Genomic DNA, 19,062 nt, shown 5'->3' with positions numbered 1-19,062 from the left:
GCGTCACGTATTTATGTGTCGGTTATTCATCTATGACATTTCTACTGTGGGCCACTTCACTTTTGGTGACTTGTGTTGTCATAAATCTAGACAAAACACTGCTTGCACCCAGTGGCAAGCTAGGCAGAATAGGGGAAGACCATGTGGTTGATAACCCGTCGATTCCAACAATAAGGTGTGCGCAAACAAGCATGGAAAAAGTCTACGAGATCCTGACTCTTATTTTGTTACTCGCGTATTGGCTAACGATCGCGGCGGTCACTATTCGTGTGGTCTTTAAGCGTCGTGCGCTCGGGGTGTCGATCGCATGGTTGATGATTATTTACATCCTGCCGATTGTCGGTGTCATCGCCTATCTGTTATTCGGCGAGCTCAATCTCGGGAAGACGCGTGCGGTACGTGCCAAAGCGATGTTTGAACCGTATCGGCAATGGTTGCTCAGCTTACAGGCGTGTCCGGCGCATCGTCCTCAGCACGTGCGCGAGCAATCTCATCATGTTAACCAATTATGCCAAGCGCGGATTGGTGTCCCTGAATTAACGGGCAACCAACTCCACTTGCAAACCGATCCGGCAGATATCCTTAAATCCATTGCCTTTGATATTCGTCACGCCACGCAAAGCGTAAACATGGTGTTTTATATTTGGCATCCTGGCGGCCATGCCGATGAGGTTGCGCAAGCCGCGTGTGATACCGCGAAGCGGGGCATTCCGGTTCGTATCATGCTTGATTCTGCGGGAAGTAAGACGTTTTTCCGTAGCAAATGGCCGAGTGTGATGCGAGAAGCGGGGATAGAGTTGATTGAAGCTCTGGCCGTCAACCCGTTTCGGATGTTCTTCCGCCGCCTTGATATTCGCCAGCACCGCAAGGTGGTGATCATCGATAATCATCTGGCATACACGGGCTCGATGAACATGGTCGATCCGCGCTTTTTTAAGCAAAATGCGGGCGTGGGTCAATGGGTAGACGTGATGGTACGTGTTACCGGCCCCACCGTTCCTGTGCTCAGCAGCATTTTTTCTTGGGATTGGGAAGTAGAAACGGGACTGCGAAATTTACCCGCACAACCCGAATGCTCACTTATTGAAGATCACCAGCATGCCAATCACGCTGTGCAAGCCATTCCATCAGGACCGGGTTTGCCGGATGGTATGATCCAACAGGTGTTAACCTTGGCTATCCACCAAGCCCATGACAGCATTACCATTACCACGCCCTATTTGGTGCCGAGTGAAGGGCTACTGTTTAGCTTACAAACGGCAGCGCAACGAGGCGTGAAAGTGACAGTGATTGTGCCGGAAAAAAACGATTCCTTAATGGTTGAGTGGGCCAGTCGGTCCTTCTTTGCCGATTTAATGGCGTCAGGTATTGAGATCTACCGTTTTGGCGGTGGCTTACTGCACACCAAATCTGTATTGGTTGATGAAAAGTACTGTTTGATTGGCACCGTAAACCTCGACATGCGCAGCTTATGGTTGAACTTTGAGTTAACGCTCACGGTCGATGATCCCGATTTTTGTGCCAGCGTGAACGCGCTACACCAGCGCTATCTCAGCCAATCTTTGCGTGTGGAACCCAAAACGTGGCAACAACGACCTGTTTATCACAAGCCGATTGAACAGTTTTTCTATATGTTCAGTCCGTTGTTATGACCGGCGCGCGAACTTGATTGAACATGCATACAGTGCGGTTGGTTATGCTATACCGTATAGGGGGCGTTATCCTAATCGCTTGTCAGCATTAAGATTATTAAGTGCCTCACAATTGGTAACCATTTATTCGCTTATATCCTAAAAATCCGGCGCCTTTCGCTGCCGTTTGAGGGCAGAGTTACTACACTTAGTAATGCCCCATATCGAGTGACAGGAGGTAGACATGTCTATCCGTTCACGCAGTTATACATTGAACACCACGCCCGCGCGAAAGGCGCACGTGCGGGTTGTGCCAAATGGCAATGTGTTGATTCAGATTGCCAACGAGAAAAAACCGCACCTCGCGGAATTTGACGAGGTGAAGTTTGAGCGTAAGGGAAAAATCACCCAGCTGGTTGCAGAGCATGTCGAGCCGGGAAGACGAGAAAATTGGGCACTGCCAATGCATCATGATGATGCAAACGAGCTGGCGTCCTTGATTGATCAGGCTCAGGAAGAGCTTGAAATATTAATGCGCGATCTTAGCTAATCAGCGTTGTTTTCCTGTCGGTACACAGAGTATCGGCAGGCTTTTTTGTTTATGGCCCATTGTCCCCGTCTGCTTTCTAGCCCCTGACTTTTTTTGTGCTGCGAGTTTATCTCAATTGTGAGATTTGTTAATAAATGCTGGCCCAAGCACTATAAATCGTTAACCCCTTTCAAGCACACTAGTCCCAACAGCGTCACATCTGTGACGTAATACAGACACGTGACTTACATTTGTGAGGCCAGCCTCAAGCCCCTTGCTGCTGACCGACAAGTCTCCGGTTGTCGTTGTGATGTAACTGGTGAAAAATGAAAGAAAAACCTCGCACAGCCTTTCTTGCAGCACCCATTGTATTGCTGCGTGGTTTAGTTCAAGCCCCCAATGTCGCGATGGTGGTGATTGGCGTTTTGATTACCTTCAGCGCTGGTGCCGCCTTGCGCGTGCCGATCAATCTCACCGTCAGTGTTACTCCAGAGCATAGTGTGCGATTCAATCGACAGGCGCTCGAGGCCTTACCTTCGGCACAAATCATCACTCAAACCCCATTTACCCAAGGTGAGCAACGTTTTGAGGGTGTGGCGCTATCAACCGTTTTGGACGCTGCGGGGATGGGGGAATGTGCTGACTTAAAACTAAGCGCGATGAATCGATACCAAGCGATGCTCAGTGCAGACATGGTGGCACGGTATCAGCCAGTGATTGCGATGAAACGCAACGGGCAAGCGATGACACTCAGAACACTTGGTCCACTTTGGTTAGTGTTTCCTCTCGACCAATATCCGGCCATTCAGAATGACCGATTTTACTCGGCAATGGTGTGGCAGCTGACTGACATAGCGTGCCAGCCCTAAGGAGTGACGAATGATGAGAAATGCCCAACTGAAGGTGATGCCGATTAAACGCACTATTTTAGTGGTATGTATTGCGATTATGGCAATCGGTGTGGTGTTAACCACCAATAAGATCACCGCGTTATCTGAGCGCCTAACCAATGGCCAAAGCAAGTTGGTGTGGTATATGCTCAGCTTGTCCAAAGAGTACGATGCGCTGATTACCTTGCTGGAACGCTACCAAGGTGGAAAGAGCAGCTTTGATCAGTTGGCGATTCAGCACGAGATCTTATGGAGCCGCTTTCCGGTTGCGATCACGATGGCGAACCGTGGTGATGGAGCATGCGCGGTTACTTAACCAGCTCGGACAACTGACCACCGTGATGACGTTAGGGATGATAGCCGTGGGCGCGACAGTATTGATGCTGCTTGCATTGGATGCCAAACGCTATTATCGCTTAGCGCGCGAAGACCAACTGACAGGATTGCATAATCGCCATTGGCTGTTTGATACGTTAAACGGTCGCTATCTATTCAACACTCATAGTATGGCGATGTTGGTGATTGACCTTGATGGCTTTAAGGCGATTAATGATAACTTTGGCCATGATGTGGGCGATCTTTTTCTGTCTGCGTTGGCAGAAAAGCTAGCGATGGCACTCCCGCCGCATGCGGTCATTGCGCGGTTAGGTGGTGACGAATTTGCAGTGGTGATGCCTTATCAGCTCGACGATGAGTCGAGAGTGCTTGCGCGTGTTCTTGTCGACGTGGCGCATCAACCGATCGCAATTGACACATACCTCTGCCAAGTGTCGGCCAGCGTGGGTATCGCGCATGGAAGGGACAAACTGAGCGGGGAGCGTTTACTGACTCATGCGGACACGGCAATGTATGCGGCAAAGCGGGCAGGGAAGAACCAATATCGCGTGTATCATGACACTATGCAGCCTCCCAATGGAAAACGACACAGTCGTGAGGAACCGCGGTTTGATGAAGCCACACCTTGGGTAAGTGGCCGTTCGCAAGGCGATGCTGAACAGACATCGCCCAACGCTTAGTGTTATCTAGCTTGATATTATTGGCGTGCTGTCGCCGCTTTCATGGTTTTGACGAAGTCCGTTAATGCCGCCAGCATCGCGGGCACATCATGTTGATGTTGCTCGATGATTTTCACCACCGCCGAGCCAGAGATGGCGCCTGCCGCCCCGGCGCTGATCGCCGCTTTGACTTGCTCAGGGGTTGAGATGCCAAAGCCTAGTAGGGGCCGTGGCGCCTCATGATGATGCAAGGTGCCGAGCAGGTGTTCAACCGGTGCCCCTGCTTTAGCCTCTGCCCCTGTGACGCCGGCGCGCGACACCAAATAAGTATAGCCACGGCCTAGCTCCGCCACTTGAGCTAAGGTTGTATCGTCTGCGTTAGGTGGAGCAATAAAAATCGGGTCAATGCCCTGCGCCAAGGCTTGTTTACGAAATGGCGCAGATTCAGTAATCGGCACATCTGCCACCAGCACCGAATCGACGCCGACATCCGCACACCGGCGGTAAAAAGTGTCAATACCGCGGGCGTAGACTAAGTTGGCATACATCAGCAACCCAATCGGAATGGTTGGATGCTTGGCGCGAATGGCTGCCAACATGTCGAAACAGGTATCGGGTGTGGTGCCAGCGGCCCGCGCGCGTAAGGTTGCGTCTTGAATGGTGGGCCCATCAGCCAATGGGTCGGAAAACGGCATACCGAGTTCCAGTGCGTCGGCACCGCCTTCAACCAAGGCATCGACCACGGCGAGTGATTGTTCTGGGTTTGGATCCCCCAAGGTGACAAAAGGAACAAAGGCACCTTGCTGTTTGGCATCCAGGTTTGCGAACATCGCTTGATATCGAGTTGATGGTGCCGTCATTACAGCTCTCCTTTGCCTTCTAAAATGTCATATACAGTGAAGATATCTTTATCACCACGTCCGGATAGGTTGACCACCAAAAGCTGCTCTTTTTCAGGATCAGCGGCAATCATTTTTTGCGCCTGGGCCAGTGCATGGGCAGATTCTAACGCGGGAATAATGCCTTCGTTGCGCGCAAGCGATTGAAACGCTTCTAAGGCCTCATCGTCAGTGACTGCCGGGTATTCGGCACGACCAATGGCGTTAAGGTGCGCATGCTGTGGCCCCACCGACGGGAAGTCCAATCCGGCTGATACAGAATACGACTCTTCGACCTGGCCATATTCATCTTGCATCAATGGGGATTTCATACCAAAGAAAATACCGGGTTTGCCGTGCTTTAAGGGCGCGCCGTGTTGATCGGTATCGAGTCCTTTGCCCGCTGGCTCAACACCAATTAAACGCACATCTTTGTCATCGATAAAGTCAGCAAACATGCCAATCGCGTTTGAGCCGCCACCCACACAAGCGATTACCGCATCCGGCAAGCGGCCTTCTACCTGCTGAATTTGCGCTCGGGTTTCCTCACCAATAATGCGTTGAAACTCGCGCACAATGGTCGGGAAGGGGTGCGGGCCCGCCGCAGTGCCGAGCAAATAGTGGGCGGTATCATAGTTGGCTGACCAGTCGCGCATCGCTTCGTTACACGCATCTTTTAACGTCGCAGAGCCCGCATGCACTGGGATCACAGTGGCACCCATCAGCTTCATTCGAAACACATTGGGGCTTTGACGCTCAACGTCTTTGGCCCCCATGTAGATGCGACACTTTAGCCCCAATAGCGCACATGCCAGTGCGGTTGCCACACCGTGTTGGCCGGCTCCGGTTTCGGCAATGATCTCTGATTTTCCCATACGCTGGGCAAGCATCGCTTGGCCCAGTACTTGGTTGGTTTTGTGCGCACCGCCGTGCAGCAAGTCTTCCCGCTTAAGATACAGCTTGGTATTCGTCCCCTTGGTGAGGTTGCGGCAAAGCGTCAACGCGGTGGGTCGTCCGGCATACTCTTGCAGCAGGCGGATAAAATCGTCTTTAAAGTTAGGGTCGTCTTGGGCATCAATAAACGCTTGTTCGAGCTGATCAAGCGCAGGCACCAGAATTTGGGGCACGTACTGACCACCAAATTCGCCAAAATACGGGTTAAGCTTGCTCATAATTATCCTTTTACGTCTTTAACTGGGGCCGAGATACGTTGACTGTCTTGGTGACATCTATCCTCTCAGCTAAATCAACTATCTCGAAAAATCAATAGCGGCGAAGAGCGCGGAACGCCGCGTTTAACTTGTTGGCATCCTTCACCCCAGGCGCATGCTCGACACCGGAGTTAAAATCCAGCCCAAGGCAACCTTGTTCGGCCGCTTTGGACGCATTCTCGGGGGTGAGCCCGCCGGCAATCATGACTTTGTCTTTGGCAGTTTTAGGGATCAGATGCCAATCAAAGGTTTTACCCGTGCCGCCAGATTGTTGGCCGACTCGGCTGTCGATAAGGTGACGGTCCGCATTCACGCCGTCTAAAGCCGGTGCGACATCAGAGACACCGTGCGCTTTCCAAATTTCACAGTGCTCAGGGAGCTTCTCACGCAATGCTTGTAGATACGCTGCATCTTCATCCCCATGCAGTTGCACCGCGTGAAGGCTGAGCTGTTGTGCGTACTCAGCCACGGTGTCTAGCGCATGATTTTGGAACACACCGACATAGCGAAGTGGCGCACCTTGTTGGACGCGCTCGGCCACGGCGGGTGTCACCGCGCGCGGGGAGTGCTCAACAAAAATGAGTCCGCCGTAGACAGCGCCTGCCTGATAGGCGGCGAGGGCATCATCAGCGGAGGTGAGCCCGCAGACTTTATTTTCTCCCAAGATCACTTTACGTAACGCGAGGGTAAGATCGGGCTCTGCCATTAATGCACTGCCAATCAAAAAGCCATCCGCATGGTGGGCAAGATCGCGCACATGGCGGTGGCTATGAATGCCACTTTCTGAAATCACGATCGCTTTTTCGGCCACTTGTGGTGCTAAGCGTTTGGTGCGGTCGCGATCGATGCTTAAATCGCGCAAATTCCGGTTGTTAATCCCAATTACCACCGCCCCTAAGGCATTGGCACGTGCGAGCTCGTCTTCGGTGCTCACTTCAGTAAGCACGCCCAGCTTTAGCGACTCGGCTAAATCGGCCAGCTCGCGGTATTCGGCGTCGTCGAGTACCGATAGCATCAATAAGATTGCATCGGCTTGATAATGACGTGCGAGGTAAACCTGATACGGGTCGATAATAAAATCTTTACAAAGCACAGGCGCATCGACTTGTGCGCGCACGATCGGTAAGAAGTCAAAACTGCCTTGAAAGTGGTCCTCGTCCGTCAAAACCGAAATGGCCGCGGCAAAGGGTTGGTAAGCACGGGCGATACTGGCTGGATCGAAGTCTTCTCGGATCAGGCCTTTTGAAGGTGAGGCTTTTTTGCACTCCAAGATAAACTGTGACCCCGGCGCGGCCAGTGCAGCACGAAAATCGCGATCACTGAGCGTCAGTTGGTCGATAAAGCTATCCAGCGGCTGAGCACTTTTGCGCGCGGCTACCCAGCGTTTCTTGTCATCGACAATGCGGCCTAAAATGGTGTCGTTGAGGGCTGAGGTGGTCATACTGCGCTCCTTTGTGCTAACGCTTGCATGATGGTGTAAGGCTTGCCCGACGCCATCACGTCCAAGGCCTGTTGTGTGTTTGCTTTCAAGTCTTCTTGTCCGAATAAGCGTAGCAATAGTGCCACATTGACGGCCACCGCGGCTTGCTGGGCGTCGGTGCCTTTACCTTGCAAAATCGCGCTGATCATCGCGCAGTTTTGCTCCGGTGTGCCCCCAGCAATACTGTCCAGCGGGTGTTGGGATACACCAAAGTCGCTAGGGGTTAAGGTGTAATGCTCAATGTGAGTTGGGGTGATTTCTGCCACCGTTGTGGGGCCGTGGATAGCCACTTCATCCAGACCGTCACCATGAACCACGGCCGCGCGCGTCATGTTGAGGTTTTGCATGGTTTGTGCAATCGGCGCAACTAGGGCTTGGTCGTACACGCCCATCAGCTCAATGCTGGGTTTCGCTGGGTTAATTAACGGCCCAAGCAGATTAAAGATGGTGCGTGTTTTCATTGCTTGGCGCACGGGCATCGCATGTCGTACGCCGGTGTGGTATTGCGGGGCGAATAAAAAGCAAACGCCCAGATTATCCAAGGCCTCGCGGGCGTGGTCGGCAGGCATCGCCAAGTCAATGCCAAAGGCGGCGAGTAAATCCGATGAGCCCGATTTGCTCGACACCCCGCGGTTTCCGTGTTTGGCAACTTTCACGCCACAAGCCGCGGCGACAAAGGCGGCCGTGGTTGAAATATTAATGGTGTTCGCGCCATCGCCTCCCGTGCCGACGATATCGGCAAACGGATAACTGGGGCGGGGGAAAGGTTCGGCGTTGTCAGTCAGTGCTTTTGCTGCCCCTGCGATTTCTTCAGGCGTTTCCCCTTTAATCTTTAATGCGGTTAATGCGGCCGCTAATCGCGCTGGCTCGAGCTCGCCCTGAATGATCGCACTAAACAGCTGCTCGCTTTGCGCTTGACTGAGTGACTGTTGTTGGTAGAGCGTCTCTAGTAGTTGATCCATCACTGTACTTAACCTCGGTATTTGTCTGTTCGAGCTCCGTGCTTATCTGGCACGTGTTGTTGTAAGCGCTAATGTTGTTAGCGCTGATAATAGCCACTGGCCCAATCGATGGTGTGGGTGAGCAGGGCAGCACCTTGTGCGGTCAAAATAGATTCTGGGTGGAATTGATAACCGACCACGTAGTCGGTATTGCTCACCACGGCCATTACTTTCTGATCGTCGCCATCCAAGGTCGTGGCGATGACATCCAAACTGGCCGGCACCTCAGTGGCCACCAGCGAGTGGTAACGGGCCACGGTGAGTGGGGATGCCAATGGGCCAAATACCGCATGTTGCTGGTGGTGCATGGCTGAGGCTTTGCCGTGCATGATGGTGCCAGCTCCGGCGACTGTGCCGCCGTACGCTTCGACGATCGCTTGCTGACCCAGGCAAATCCCTAGCATCGGCACTTGGCCGCGCAGCCTTTCAATCAACTCGGGCATACAGCCGGCATCGGAAGGCGCACCTGGGCCGGGCGAGAGCACTAGCAGCGGCTGGGGCAGGGAGCGAATATGACGAACAATCGCCTCGGCCTCTAAATGATTGCGGAACACCGTGACCGGGTAACCCAGTGCGCGAAATTGATCCACCAAGTTGTAGGTAAAGGAGTCCATGTTATCGAGCAGCACGATGTCCATTTGCGGGGTACTCATGATTGGCCTCCTTGGTGGGCGGTTTGAATCGCATGGATCACCGCTTGAGCTTTGCCGCGGGTTTCGTCCGCTTCGGCTTGTGGGTCAGAATCAAACACCACGCCCGCGCCGGCTTGCACGGTGGCAAGGCCGTTTTCAACGTAGGCAGAGCGGATCACAATGCAGGTATCCATCTCGCCTGATCCGGTAAAATAGCCCACGGCGCCACCATAACTGCCACGACGGCATTGTTCGGTGTCACGGATGAGCTGCATCGCCCGAAGTTTAGGTGCGCCGGTGAGCGTGCCCATATTCATACAGGCTTGGTACGCATGCAGCGCGTCTAAATCGGGTTTCAGCTGACCCACCACCCGAGAAACTAAGTGCATGACGTGGCTGTAGCGGTCGACTTTGAGCAAATCGGCAACATGGCGGCTGCCGGGCGTGCTAATTCGTGCCACGTCGTTGCGGGCCAAATCGACCAGCATCATGTGCTCGGCGTTTTCTTTTTCATCATTGCGCAGCTCAAGCTCAATGCGGCTATCCAAGTCGTGATCAATATCGCCTTGGGCAGTTTTCCCGCGTCGGCGCGTACCGGCGATGGGATAAATCTCAACCTGATTGGTTGCTTGAGTATATTTAAGGGCGCTTTCTGGCGAGGCGCCAAACAAGCTAAATTGGCTATCGCGCAGATAAAACATATACGGGCTAGGGTTGCCACGCTTCAGCGCTCGATAAGCATTGAGCGGTGACGGACATGCGAGGGTAAAGCGGCGCGATGGCACCACTTGAAACACATCACCGGCAATCACGTGCTTTTTCAGCGCGTCGACTTGCTGACAAAAGTCTGAGTCAGAGACAGAAACCGCGACGCTATGATCGGTGACCACGGGCGCTTCTGGAAGCGGTGCAGGCGATAAGCAGGCTTCTTTGATGCTTTGCAAACGACGMGATAAATCCACATAGTGGGCGCGGGCGTTATCACCACCAAATAAGGTGCCTTGTAAGCGCGCTCGGCGATGCTGGTGGTCAATCACCAGCAAGCTCTCTGCAACATAAAAAAGGTAGTCGGGGCAGTGCTCGGAGCCCTCCACCGCTGGCAGGGTTTCAGTGCTGGCCACCAAATCATAGGCAAAAAGGCCACCGACAAAGAGCGCGTCGTCAGGTTGGTTATTCAACGCGACACTTTGTTTGATAACACGCAGGGCATCAAACACCGACGCTTGGCGTAGACGGGCGTCTTCATCCAACAGCGCGCCATTGTCGTTGGGATGGCGGAACGTCAACGTTAGGGCGAGGAAGTCTCCTTCGTTGGCCTGCGCTACCTCACAGGCGAGGGCTTTCAGCGCTGCGCTCTGGGCGATGCTCTCCAGCAAATGACTGCCATTATGAGTGAGCGCTTGTAAGGTGACGCGCTGCCCGCGGCATTCAATGCGCACGGCCGCATCGATCAGCATCAGGCTTTTAAGGTTGCGTTTGGAGTCAATCTCTGCCGACTCCAACAGCATGCTATAAGGCTTATCTTGGCACACGGCGGCATACAACTCGGTCGGGTCAGCCACATAAGGCACCGAGAGTTGGAGCGTATCAAGCTCGCCATGTTGGGGATCATGAGTGTTCACAGCTTTCTCCCTGCCGCTTGCACAAAGGGGGTGAGTTCTTGCATCAGCTGCGCGAACATATCGCCGGTTAAGGCTTGGTGACCGTCTGACAGTGCTTCGCTTGGGTTTAAGTGGCTCTCCACAATGATGCCATCCGCGCCCACGGCCGCCGCAGCGCGTGATAGTGGCGTCACCAGCTCTCGCACACCCGTCCCATGGCTTGGGTCGACCAACACTGGCAAATGGCTACGTTGCTTCATCAAGGCCACGGCATTCAAATCCAAGGTGTTACGTGTGGCGGTTTCGTAAGTGCGAATACCGCGTTCACATAAAATCACATTGGGGTTACCCGCATCGACAATATATTCCGCTGCCAGCAAACATTCTTCGATAGTGGCGGAAAGCCCACGTTTTAACAAGACAGGTTTGCCAGTTTCGCCTACCGCTTTGAGTAAGCCATAGTTTTGCATGTTACGTGCGCCAATTTGCAAGCAATCAATGTACTCGCACACCGCGTCGACTTGGCTAATTTCCATCACTTCTGACACGGTTGGCATGCCAGTCAGCTCACTGGCTTGTTTGAGTAGCTTTAGTCCCTCAACCCCCATGCCTTGGAAATCATAAGGGCTGGTGCGTGGTTTAAAGGCGCCGCCCCGCAATACACGTGCACCATGGGTTTTAACGCGCTCCGCCACGGATAGCAACTGAGACTCCGACTCCACCGAGCAGGGGCCTGCCATGACCACGAAGTGTTGACCGCCTACAGGTACATTGCCGATATGCACCACGCTGTCGTGCGGCTGCACATCACGGCTCACGCGTTTGTACTTGGTTAAAATCGGTTTGACTTCCTCAACCAGCGGGTTGGCCTCAAAATGACACTGTTGCAACACACGTTCATCACCCAGTGCGCCCAATACAATGCGTTCCACACCCGGCATATAAAGTGGTTTTAACCCGCATTGTTCGATTTGATTGAGGAGGACGTTGGCATCCTGCTCGGTGGCTTGGGGTTTAAGTACAATAATCATCAAATATCCTTATCAATTATGGTTGCGGGTTACCGTGGTTGAATGCGTAGTGGCACGATAACGCGTGATGGCAAAACTGAGAGACAAAAACGCCCGCATCAGTGGCGGGCGTTGTGAATAAGGTAGCTGTTTATACAGCGCGTCACACCGCCCGTGAGGAGCCGTGCCACCAAATAAGCGCAACAGAGGTCATGGATGTCGCCAACACACTCACGGCCTGTTCGGCAGTGGGTGCAGTGTGAATCGAATGTGATCTAGACGCGGCGTTGAAATACATGCTGCGAGACTCCGTCGTGACTGTTACCCTTAGCGCCATATTGCTCCCCGAGACGGAGAAGTGGTGCGCGTTAACTTGTGTACTAGTAAACTGATATTTTGCTTCTGTGTCAACGGGGAAATCGAAAAGAATGCAGAAAAAGTGCGGAATAAGCACACGATAATAAAAAACAAAGATATTCACCGTGCTCGCCGAGCGCTGATTAACTTGGCGCATTCGCATCGACAGAGCCCGCATGGCGCGTACTCAGCCTCAGGCTGATAAGACACAAACCGACAGTGCTAAGGCGCGAGCGCATTAAGGAAACCCGATACACCATGATCATTGACTTACATAGCCATACCACTGCCTCCGACGGCCGTCTATCACCAAAAGATTTGGTGCAGCGCGCGGTCGAGCGTCGCGTGGGCGTGTTGGCGATTACCGACCACGACACCACCGCTGGGCTGGTGGAGGCGCAAGCAGAAATCGACCATCAAAACTTGCCCCTGACGCTGGTCAACGGCATCGAAATTTCGACCTTGTGGCAGAATTTTGATATCCACATTGTGGGATTAAATGTCGACCCCCAGCATCCGGCATTAACCGCATTGATTGCCGAACAAGCTGAGCGACGCCAACAACGTGCTGAGCTGATTGCTGAGCGGTTAGAGCGCTCGCATTACACAGGGGCTCTTGCTGGTGCGCGTGAACTGGCTGGCGATGCACCGCTGACCCGTGCCCATTTTGCACGCTGGTTGGTCGAACAAGGTCACGCGAAAACCATGCAAGCCTGTTTTAAGCGCTTTTTAACCCGAGGGAATACCGGCTATGCACCGCCTAATTGGTGTTCGATTGCAGATGCGGTTGCGGCGATCCATGAGGCCGGCGGGCAGGCGGTGCTTGCTCACCCAGGGCGATACAAGCTCAAAGCCAAGTGGTTGAAACGATTACTGGCTGCATTTTCTGAAGCCAATGGCGATGCTATCGAAGTCGCTCTTCCTCAGCAGTCGCAACAAGAGCGTCGTTTACTGGCCGATTATGCGCGAGATTATGGATTGTTGGCCTCGCTGGGATCGGATTTTCATTATCCTTCTCCGTGGACAGAGCTGGGACGCAATTTATGGCTACCCAAAGACAGTCAGCCGGTTTGGCATGATTGGACATGGTTAGACGCGGCTGAACAAAAATGGCAATCAGTAAATCAACTAGATAGCGACAAGCCAGACGCGTTACAATAGACGTATAAGAAGGATTATCCGGCGCGCTAGCCACCAACGCTGGATCGCGGTTGAGCATCCTAAAGTGGCAGAGCTAAAGCAGGAGGAACCATGAGTCAGTTTTTTTACGTCCACCCAGAGAATCCGCAAGCGCGGTTGATTAATCAAGCGGTGGCGATTATCCGAAATGGTGGGGTCATTATTTATCCGACCGATTCGGGCTATGCATTAGGCTGCCAACTAGAAAATAAACAGGCGCTGGAACGCATTTGCCGGATTCGTGATCTCGACAAAGACCATAACTTTACGTTGCTATGTCGTGATTTATCCGAGTTATCGCTTTACGCTCGGGTGGATAATACCGCGTTTCGCTTGATTCGAAATAACACCCCCGGTGCTTACACCTTCATTTTGAAGGCGACGAAAGAAGTGCCGCGCCGATTAATGAACCCGAAGCGTAAGACCATTGGTATTCGCGTACCGGATAACCGTATCGCGCTTGATTTGCTCGAGGCGTTGGGCGAACCCTTGATGTCGACGTCATTGATTTTGCCGGGCAATGATTTTACCGAATCAGACCCTGAGGCGATTCGTGATCATCTCGAACACAGTGTGGATTTGATTATGCACGGTGGCGTATTGGGTGAGCATCCCACCACAGTGGTTGATTTTAGTGAAGGCAACCCAGAAATTCGCCGCCACGGCAGTGGTGATCCACAACCATTTGAATAAAAAATGAACCAAATATCACCATGAGCCGTAGCTACTCATACAGTGCAATTGCATTGTGACAATGTGCTAGTTCTGATGTTGTGTCAGCGTCATGTTGACCTTCCATTCCCGCCCAGCCGCCTTGCTGGGCGTTTTTTTATCCTCTCCGTCATGATTATCGCTGTTTTGTTGTTAGTCGTTTTCCAAGCAAGTTTTTGCCTGCGTGAGCAAAAAGTTGCTTGATGCGTACAAAAAATTGGTCATGCTATTTATAAGGTTCTGATATTAAACAACAAAATAGTTGGCATGAAATTGGCTTGAAGACGCTCGACGCATAGCCAAGGTGGTTATGCCTAACGACTAAAAACTGATAGGAGCAATTATGCCAACTCCATGTTATATCTCGATTGAAGGTGAAACTCAGGGTTTGATTACTGCCGGTGCCTGCACCGCTGACTCAATCGGCGATGCCTTTGTTGAAGGCCACGAAGATGAAATGCTGGTTCAGCAGTTTGATCACAATGTAACCGTCCCAACTGACCCGCAATCTGGTCAACCATCAGGTCAACGTGTTCATAAGCCATTTAAGTTTACTGTTTCGCTGAACAAAGCTGTGCCTTTGCTTTATAACGCGCTGGCATCAGGTGAGAAAATGTCTACCGTCGAGCTTAAGTGGTATCGCACTTCAATTGAAGGTAAGCAAGAAAACTTCTTTACCACTAAATTGGAAAGCGCCTCTATCGTTGATATTCACTGTGAAATGCCACACTGCCAAGACCCGGCCAAATATGACTTTACTCAGAACCTAACTGTGTCTATGTCATACCGTAAAATTACGTGGGATCACGTCAACGCTGGTACCTCTGGTTCAGACGACTGGCGTAAGCCTATCGAAGCGTAATATCAAGATACGCGATATAAATCGAGTGGCCCGCTGGCACAGTGGGCTGCTTGTTTTCCCCATGTATAGAGGTAGGCATAAGTAATGGCAACGCTGAGATTTTCACTGGTTGTAGACGGTTTAGCAGAAGACACCTTTGTTGTACGTGAATATCAAGGGCATGAGTCCGTGTCTGATAGCTATGCAGGCGGTCAGCCTTTGTATGGTTATCGCTACGATATTTCGCTCGCCAGCCGCCAATCGGGAATTACTGCCGAGCAAACGGTAGATAAAAAAGCGCTTTTAACGGTATTTCGCAACGAAGAACCCGTGCAGTACGTACACGGTATTGTTCGTCGCTTCACACATAAAGACATCGGTCACCACCATACTTTTTATTCCCTTGTTCTGGTGCCGTCATTAGAGCGTTTATCGTTACGTCAAAATAGCCGTATTTTCCAACACCAGACAGTGAAAGACATCATCTCAACGTTATTAACAGAGATGGGAATTACTGATGTTAGCTTTACTCTCAAGCGAGAGTTACCTGAGCGTGAATTCTGTGTGCAATACAGAGAAAGCGACTTAGCGTTTTTGCATCGCCTCGCTGCTGAAGAAGGGATTAATTACTATTTTACCCACTTAGAAGATAAGCACACAGTGCACTTCTACGACGACTCATCACTTATAGAAAAGTATGCCAAGCCCGTTGAGCAAAATAGCCTTTCTGGAGGGACTTATAGCGATCCTTATGTTCGCCACATTGATATCAGTGACCAAAGTGAGTCGAATAAAACCGTCCTCAAGGACTATAGCTTTAAAAAGCCGGATTACAGTTTTCTTCAGCCCCATGAGGCGGATGGCACTAGCTATCAGCGCACGGACTATGAATATTTTGATGCCCCTGGCCGCTACAAAGACGATGCCAGCGGTAAGGCATTTACCCGCATTCGTAACGAGTTTTTACGACGTGAAGCCTCAACCGCTCAGGGTCAAAGTAATGTCCCTGCACTGCAAGCGGGTGTGAAATTTGATTTGATTGAAAGCTTGCACAAACCGGCTAACCGAGATTGGTTGGTGGTGAGTGTGTCGCATGTGGGTACGCAGCCTCAGGCACTGGAAGAAGAGGGCGGAACCGGTGCAACCACCTACCATAACCATTTTAAAGTGATCCCTGCGACAAGACAATGGCGTGCCACCCCACAGCCTAAGCCGCAAGTTGATGGGCCCATGATTGCCGAAGTGGTTGGTCCGAAAGGCGAAGAAATCTTTTGTGATGAGCACGGCCGCGTGAAGGTGCACTTTCCGTGGGATCGAGAAAGCAAACAAGATGAGCACAGTTCATGTTGGGTTCGCGTTTCCCAAGGCTGGGCAGGCGCACAATACGGCTTTATGGCAGTCCCTCGCATCGGCCATGAAGTGATCGTATCTTTCCTTAACGGCGATCCAGATCAACCGATTATTACCGGGCGCACTTACCACGCGACGAACGTGCCACCGTATTTGCTTCCTAACCACAAAACGCGCACGGTGCTCAAAACGCAAACCCACCAGGGTGAAGGATCGAATGAAATCCGCTTTGAAGACCAAGCGTCTATCGAGCAAATCTACATCCATGCGCAGAAAGACCAAGATATTGTCACCGAAAACATCCATCGCGAATTTGTGGGAGTGGATAGCCACCGTCAAGTCGGGCGCAACGCTTATCAATCTGTGACGGAAAATAGCCATCGTATGGTTGGCAAAAATGTCGTTGAAGAATTTGGTCAAGATCATCACCAGAAAATTGGCCGCAACCTCGTGCAGCGTATCTTGGGTAAACTGAGTCGCTTTATTTCTGGCGGTATGATCACCAAAGTGGAAGGCGGGATAGTCACACAAGCCACGGCCTCGGAAGAGAAAGAGATCGGTGCTAACCAACGGACCAAAGTCAGTAATGAGAGTTACTTAACCGCCAAAAATATTGTCCTAGAAGCTGGTAATGAGTTAACAATTAAAGGCCCCGGTGGTTTTGTCAAAATTGACGGCGGCGGGATCACTATCTCTGGCACCAAAGTCAAGATCAATGAAGGCGGCTCTCCCGGTAAAGGCACGGCACCTACTATGGTTCAGCCTGATGAGACAGATAAGCCTCAACAGCCTGACGATCCGGACCGACGGGGGTAATTATGCCAAGTGCTGGAAGACTCGGAGACAGTGCGGCAGGGCATGGTTGCTTCCCTGCCACCCCTATTATTAGCGGTAGCCCTGATGTGTCAATCAATGGCAAGCCAGCAGCCCGCAAAGGTGACCCTGTACTGCTTCATGCTTGCCCTTGTCCGAAAATGCCCCACGGTATTCATGGGCGTAGCATTAGTGCAGGGTCGTCGAATGTTTCCATCAACGGAAAGCCGGCCTCACGGGTCGGCGATGCCATTGGTTGTGGCGGTCAGGTTGCTGCGGGTTCAGGCGATGTGTTTATTGGTGATACACCTTATCAATCACCATCACATGATTGTGGTGAGGGGGCGGCTAAAAGCAATGCGCCTTTTTTGCGGATCTTGCCTTTGGTTAACCCGGTTGAAACACTTTGGTCAAAACCGATTTACAGTCCTGGCTATTTTAAGTCCGTGGCAGAGCAGCAGCTCAAGGGCACCATCACGCAAGCGCTTCCCAAGGAATTACCACCTCTCGGTGAAGCCTTATCGTCGTTGGTAAAAAGTGGCGGCTCACCCGAACAAATGCTGTATGTGTTAGAAAAAGGCACCACTAAAGCCAAGCGGCGCAAAGCACGAGAAGCGATCACTGAGCGTGCCAGCGAGAAAGAGCCAGAGGTTGCTGAACGATTTACGCAAGATATGGACGCGGCTGAAAAAGCGATGCTGAGTGATCACATCTATACGTTAGATAAGCCTGTTGATGATCTAGATGACAGACGCAAGCAGCTTGTCGAGGATTTTGATAATGATTCAGGATGGAAGCTGGCGAATGATGATGACTTAAATGATTTAGGATTGTCACGTAAAGACTTACGTGTTGAAGGAAGTAATTTCCGGGCTCAAGTGTATATGCCAGATCACAAGGTGTTTGGGCCAGATGCAAAACCAGTATTGGCATTCCGTGGGACAGAAAAAGGACAAGACTGGAGCCAAGCAAATTTGCCTCAAGGAGTGAATAAGGAGTCAGTGTATTACGAGCGAGCCGTTCAGATTGGAATCAAAACAAAGAGTGAAAGTGGCCGTATAGAAGGAACTGGCCACTCTTTGGGAGCGGGTTTAGCCTCTGCTGCTTCCAAAGCAGGTGATTTCCAAGTTACGACGTTTAATGGTGCCGGTTTACATGAAAATACGGTCGAGCGCTATGGCGTGCCAAAAGAGCAACAAGGCAGTGATGCGAATATCACCCGTTATCGAATTGCTGGAGAGTTACTGACGTTTCTTCAAGAAGATATACCATTGGTGAGTCGTGCTGCGCCGGCGGCCATTGGAAATACCACTCATACCTTATCTAAACCTAAATCATTGACTGCTTTAGCACTTAGTGCCAGCGGAGTCTTGTCTACAAGCCTTAGCTCTAATAGTTCTTTAATGGGCGCTGCTGCTGCGGCCGTTGTAAGTTTTGCCGGAGTGAAAGGAAAAGAAAAGCTAGATCTACATGGTATGGATATGATGCGCGAAGCTATTGAAGAGCGTAAAGTTGGCGATTTACACACGCTAGCCAAGCAGGTTTAACCCATTATGAAATACATTATTTTTATTATTCTGTCAGTTTTCTTACTATCAGCTACCGCAAAAGCAGGAGTGTTAAATATGTTCCGCAGTAAACCCTATCCAGAGGTCTTCTTTGAGGGGGAATTATTAGCCGTTGCCGAGGCGATTAAAGCCCATGATATCGATAGGGCGAAAGCATTGGCGGAAAAACTGCCAGAGATTGATGCGCCAGGCAACGAGCATTTCACTCTATTAGCCTTTGCGGTGGCTGATACCAATATTCCAGCTATCAAAATGTTGATGGCGCTAGGAGCCGACCCTGCCGCCAAATTCGGTCAAGGCGAGGGGGCACAGTCTGTTGCTTACTTTGCCATGTGGCGCAAAACGACAGATGCACTTAAAGCGATGTTGGAAGCGGGAATGGATC

At 51.5% G+C, this 19,062-nt stretch carries 17 protein-coding genes, 1 pseudogene and 1 other annotated feature; of the genes and pseudogenes, 11 read left to right on the top strand and 7 right to left on the bottom strand.

Going from position 1 to position 19,062, the window contains the following annotated elements; all coding sequences use genetic code 11:
- Positions 1 to 191 precede the first annotated feature (191 nt).
- From cls to BZJ17_RS10990, 5 genes are all read left to right on the top strand, one after another.
- Positions 192 to 1,652: a cardiolipin synthase gene (cls, locus tag BZJ17_RS11010; protein ID WP_077458260.1), complete on the top strand. Its 1,461-nt coding sequence runs from the start codon at positions 192 to 194 to the stop codon at positions 1,650 to 1,652.
- 223 nt (positions 1,653 to 1,875) lie between these two features.
- Positions 1,876 to 2,181 (top strand): hypothetical protein, encoded by a 306-nt coding sequence (locus tag BZJ17_RS11005; protein WP_069590104.1) that lies wholly within the window; start codon positions 1,876 to 1,878, stop codon positions 2,179 to 2,181.
- A 305-nt stretch (positions 2,182 to 2,486) separates the two neighbouring features.
- Positions 2,487 to 3,029, top strand: coding sequence for a hypothetical protein (locus BZJ17_RS11000; protein WP_077640745.1), 543 nt, complete (start codon positions 2,487 to 2,489; stop codon positions 3,027 to 3,029).
- Positions 3,030 to 3,039: 10 nt separating this feature from the next.
- Complete coding sequence (locus BZJ17_RS10995) at positions 3,040 to 3,366, top strand: hypothetical protein (protein WP_077640744.1); 327 nt, start codon at positions 3,040 to 3,042, stop codon at positions 3,364 to 3,366.
- Positions 3,317 to 4,066: a GGDEF domain-containing protein gene (locus tag BZJ17_RS10990; protein ID WP_198534153.1), complete on the top strand. Its 750-nt coding sequence runs from the start codon at positions 3,317 to 3,319 to the stop codon at positions 4,064 to 4,066. The genes BZJ17_RS10995 and BZJ17_RS10990 overlap by 50 nt, the downstream gene beginning before the upstream one ends.
- Positions 4,067 to 4,083: 17 nt before the next feature.
- Here the strand turns inward: BZJ17_RS10990 and trpA are convergent, their stop codons facing one another.
- From trpA to aroF, 7 genes are all read right to left on the bottom strand, one after another.
- Complete coding sequence (gene trpA / locus BZJ17_RS10985; RefSeq protein WP_077640742.1) at positions 4,084 to 4,905, bottom strand: tryptophan synthase subunit alpha; 822 nt, start codon at positions 4,903 to 4,905, stop codon at positions 4,084 to 4,086.
- The gene (gene trpB / locus BZJ17_RS10980; RefSeq protein WP_069590112.1) at positions 4,905 to 6,095 is read right to left on the bottom strand and encodes a tryptophan synthase subunit beta; all 1,191 of its coding nucleotides are present in this window, start codon (positions 6,093 to 6,095) and stop codon (positions 4,905 to 4,907) included. Before trpB ends, trpA begins: the two co-directional genes overlap by 1 nt.
- A 91-nt stretch (positions 6,096 to 6,186) precedes the next feature.
- Complete coding sequence (gene trpCF, locus BZJ17_RS10975; RefSeq protein ID WP_077640741.1) at positions 6,187 to 7,575, bottom strand: bifunctional indole-3-glycerol-phosphate synthase TrpC/phosphoribosylanthranilate isomerase TrpF; 1,389 nt, start codon at positions 7,573 to 7,575, stop codon at positions 6,187 to 6,189.
- Positions 7,572 to 8,576 (bottom strand): anthranilate phosphoribosyltransferase, encoded by a 1,005-nt coding sequence (gene trpD / locus BZJ17_RS10970; protein WP_077640740.1) that lies wholly within the window; start codon positions 8,574 to 8,576, stop codon positions 7,572 to 7,574. The genes trpCF and trpD overlap by 4 nt, the downstream gene beginning before the upstream one ends.
- Positions 8,577 to 8,653: 77 nt before the next feature.
- The gene (locus tag BZJ17_RS10965; RefSeq protein ID WP_077640739.1) at positions 8,654 to 9,268 is read right to left on the bottom strand and encodes an aminodeoxychorismate/anthranilate synthase component II; all 615 of its coding nucleotides are present in this window, start codon (positions 9,266 to 9,268) and stop codon (positions 8,654 to 8,656) included.
- Positions 9,265 to 10,869: an anthranilate synthase component 1 gene (locus BZJ17_RS10960; RefSeq protein ID WP_077640738.1), complete on the bottom strand. Its 1,605-nt coding sequence runs from the start codon at positions 10,867 to 10,869 to the stop codon at positions 9,265 to 9,267. Before BZJ17_RS10960 ends, BZJ17_RS10965 begins: the two co-directional genes overlap by 4 nt.
- Positions 10,866 to 11,879 (bottom strand): 3-deoxy-7-phosphoheptulonate synthase, encoded by a 1,014-nt coding sequence (aroF, locus tag BZJ17_RS10955; RefSeq protein ID WP_069590121.1) that lies wholly within the window; start codon positions 11,877 to 11,879, stop codon positions 10,866 to 10,868. The genes BZJ17_RS10960 and aroF overlap by 4 nt, the downstream gene beginning before the upstream one ends.
- Before the next feature lie 83 nt (positions 11,880 to 11,962).
- Positions 11,963 to 12,057 (bottom strand) — a sequence feature (Trp leader region).
- A 416-nt stretch (positions 12,058 to 12,473) separates the two neighbouring features.
- On the opposite strand from aroF, the gene BZJ17_RS10950 reads away from it, so the two are divergent.
- From BZJ17_RS10950 to BZJ17_RS10925, 6 genes and pseudogenes are all read left to right on the top strand, one after another.
- Complete coding sequence (locus tag BZJ17_RS10950) at positions 12,474 to 13,376, top strand: PHP domain-containing protein (RefSeq protein ID WP_077640737.1); 903 nt, start codon at positions 12,474 to 12,476, stop codon at positions 13,374 to 13,376.
- Positions 13,377 to 13,466: 90 nt separating this feature from the next.
- On the top strand, positions 13,467 to 14,087 hold the full coding sequence (locus tag BZJ17_RS10945) for an L-threonylcarbamoyladenylate synthase (RefSeq protein WP_069590125.1): 621 nt from the start codon (positions 13,467 to 13,469) through the stop codon (positions 14,085 to 14,087).
- A 361-nt stretch (positions 14,088 to 14,448) separates the two neighbouring features.
- Positions 14,449 to 14,967 carry an Hcp family type VI secretion system effector gene (locus BZJ17_RS10940; RefSeq protein ID WP_077640736.1) on the top strand — a complete coding sequence of 173 codons (519 nt, stop codon included), beginning with the start codon at positions 14,449 to 14,451 and terminating at the stop codon, positions 14,965 to 14,967.
- An 84-nt stretch (positions 14,968 to 15,051) separates the two neighbouring features.
- Complete coding sequence (gene tssI / locus BZJ17_RS10935) at positions 15,052 to 17,112, top strand: type VI secretion system tip protein TssI/VgrG (protein ID WP_077640735.1); 2,061 nt, start codon at positions 15,052 to 15,054, stop codon at positions 17,110 to 17,112.
- A gap of 2 nt (positions 17,113 to 17,114) precedes the next feature.
- Positions 17,115 to 18,656 carry a PAAR domain-containing protein gene (locus tag BZJ17_RS10930; RefSeq protein ID WP_077640734.1) on the top strand — a complete coding sequence of 514 codons (1,542 nt, stop codon included), beginning with the start codon at positions 17,115 to 17,117 and terminating at the stop codon, positions 18,654 to 18,656.
- Positions 18,657 to 18,734: 78 nt separating this feature from the next.
- Positions 18,735 to 19,062: pseudogene (locus BZJ17_RS10925) on the top strand (ankyrin repeat domain-containing protein); the annotation flags it as partial.

Origin of the sequence: Salinivibrio sp. IB574, assembly GCF_001996205.1 — a bacterium.
Lineage (GTDB): Bacteria > Pseudomonadota > Gammaproteobacteria > Enterobacterales > Vibrionaceae > Salinivibrio > Salinivibrio proteolyticus.
This window is presented reverse-complemented; position numbering and strand designations above follow the sequence as displayed.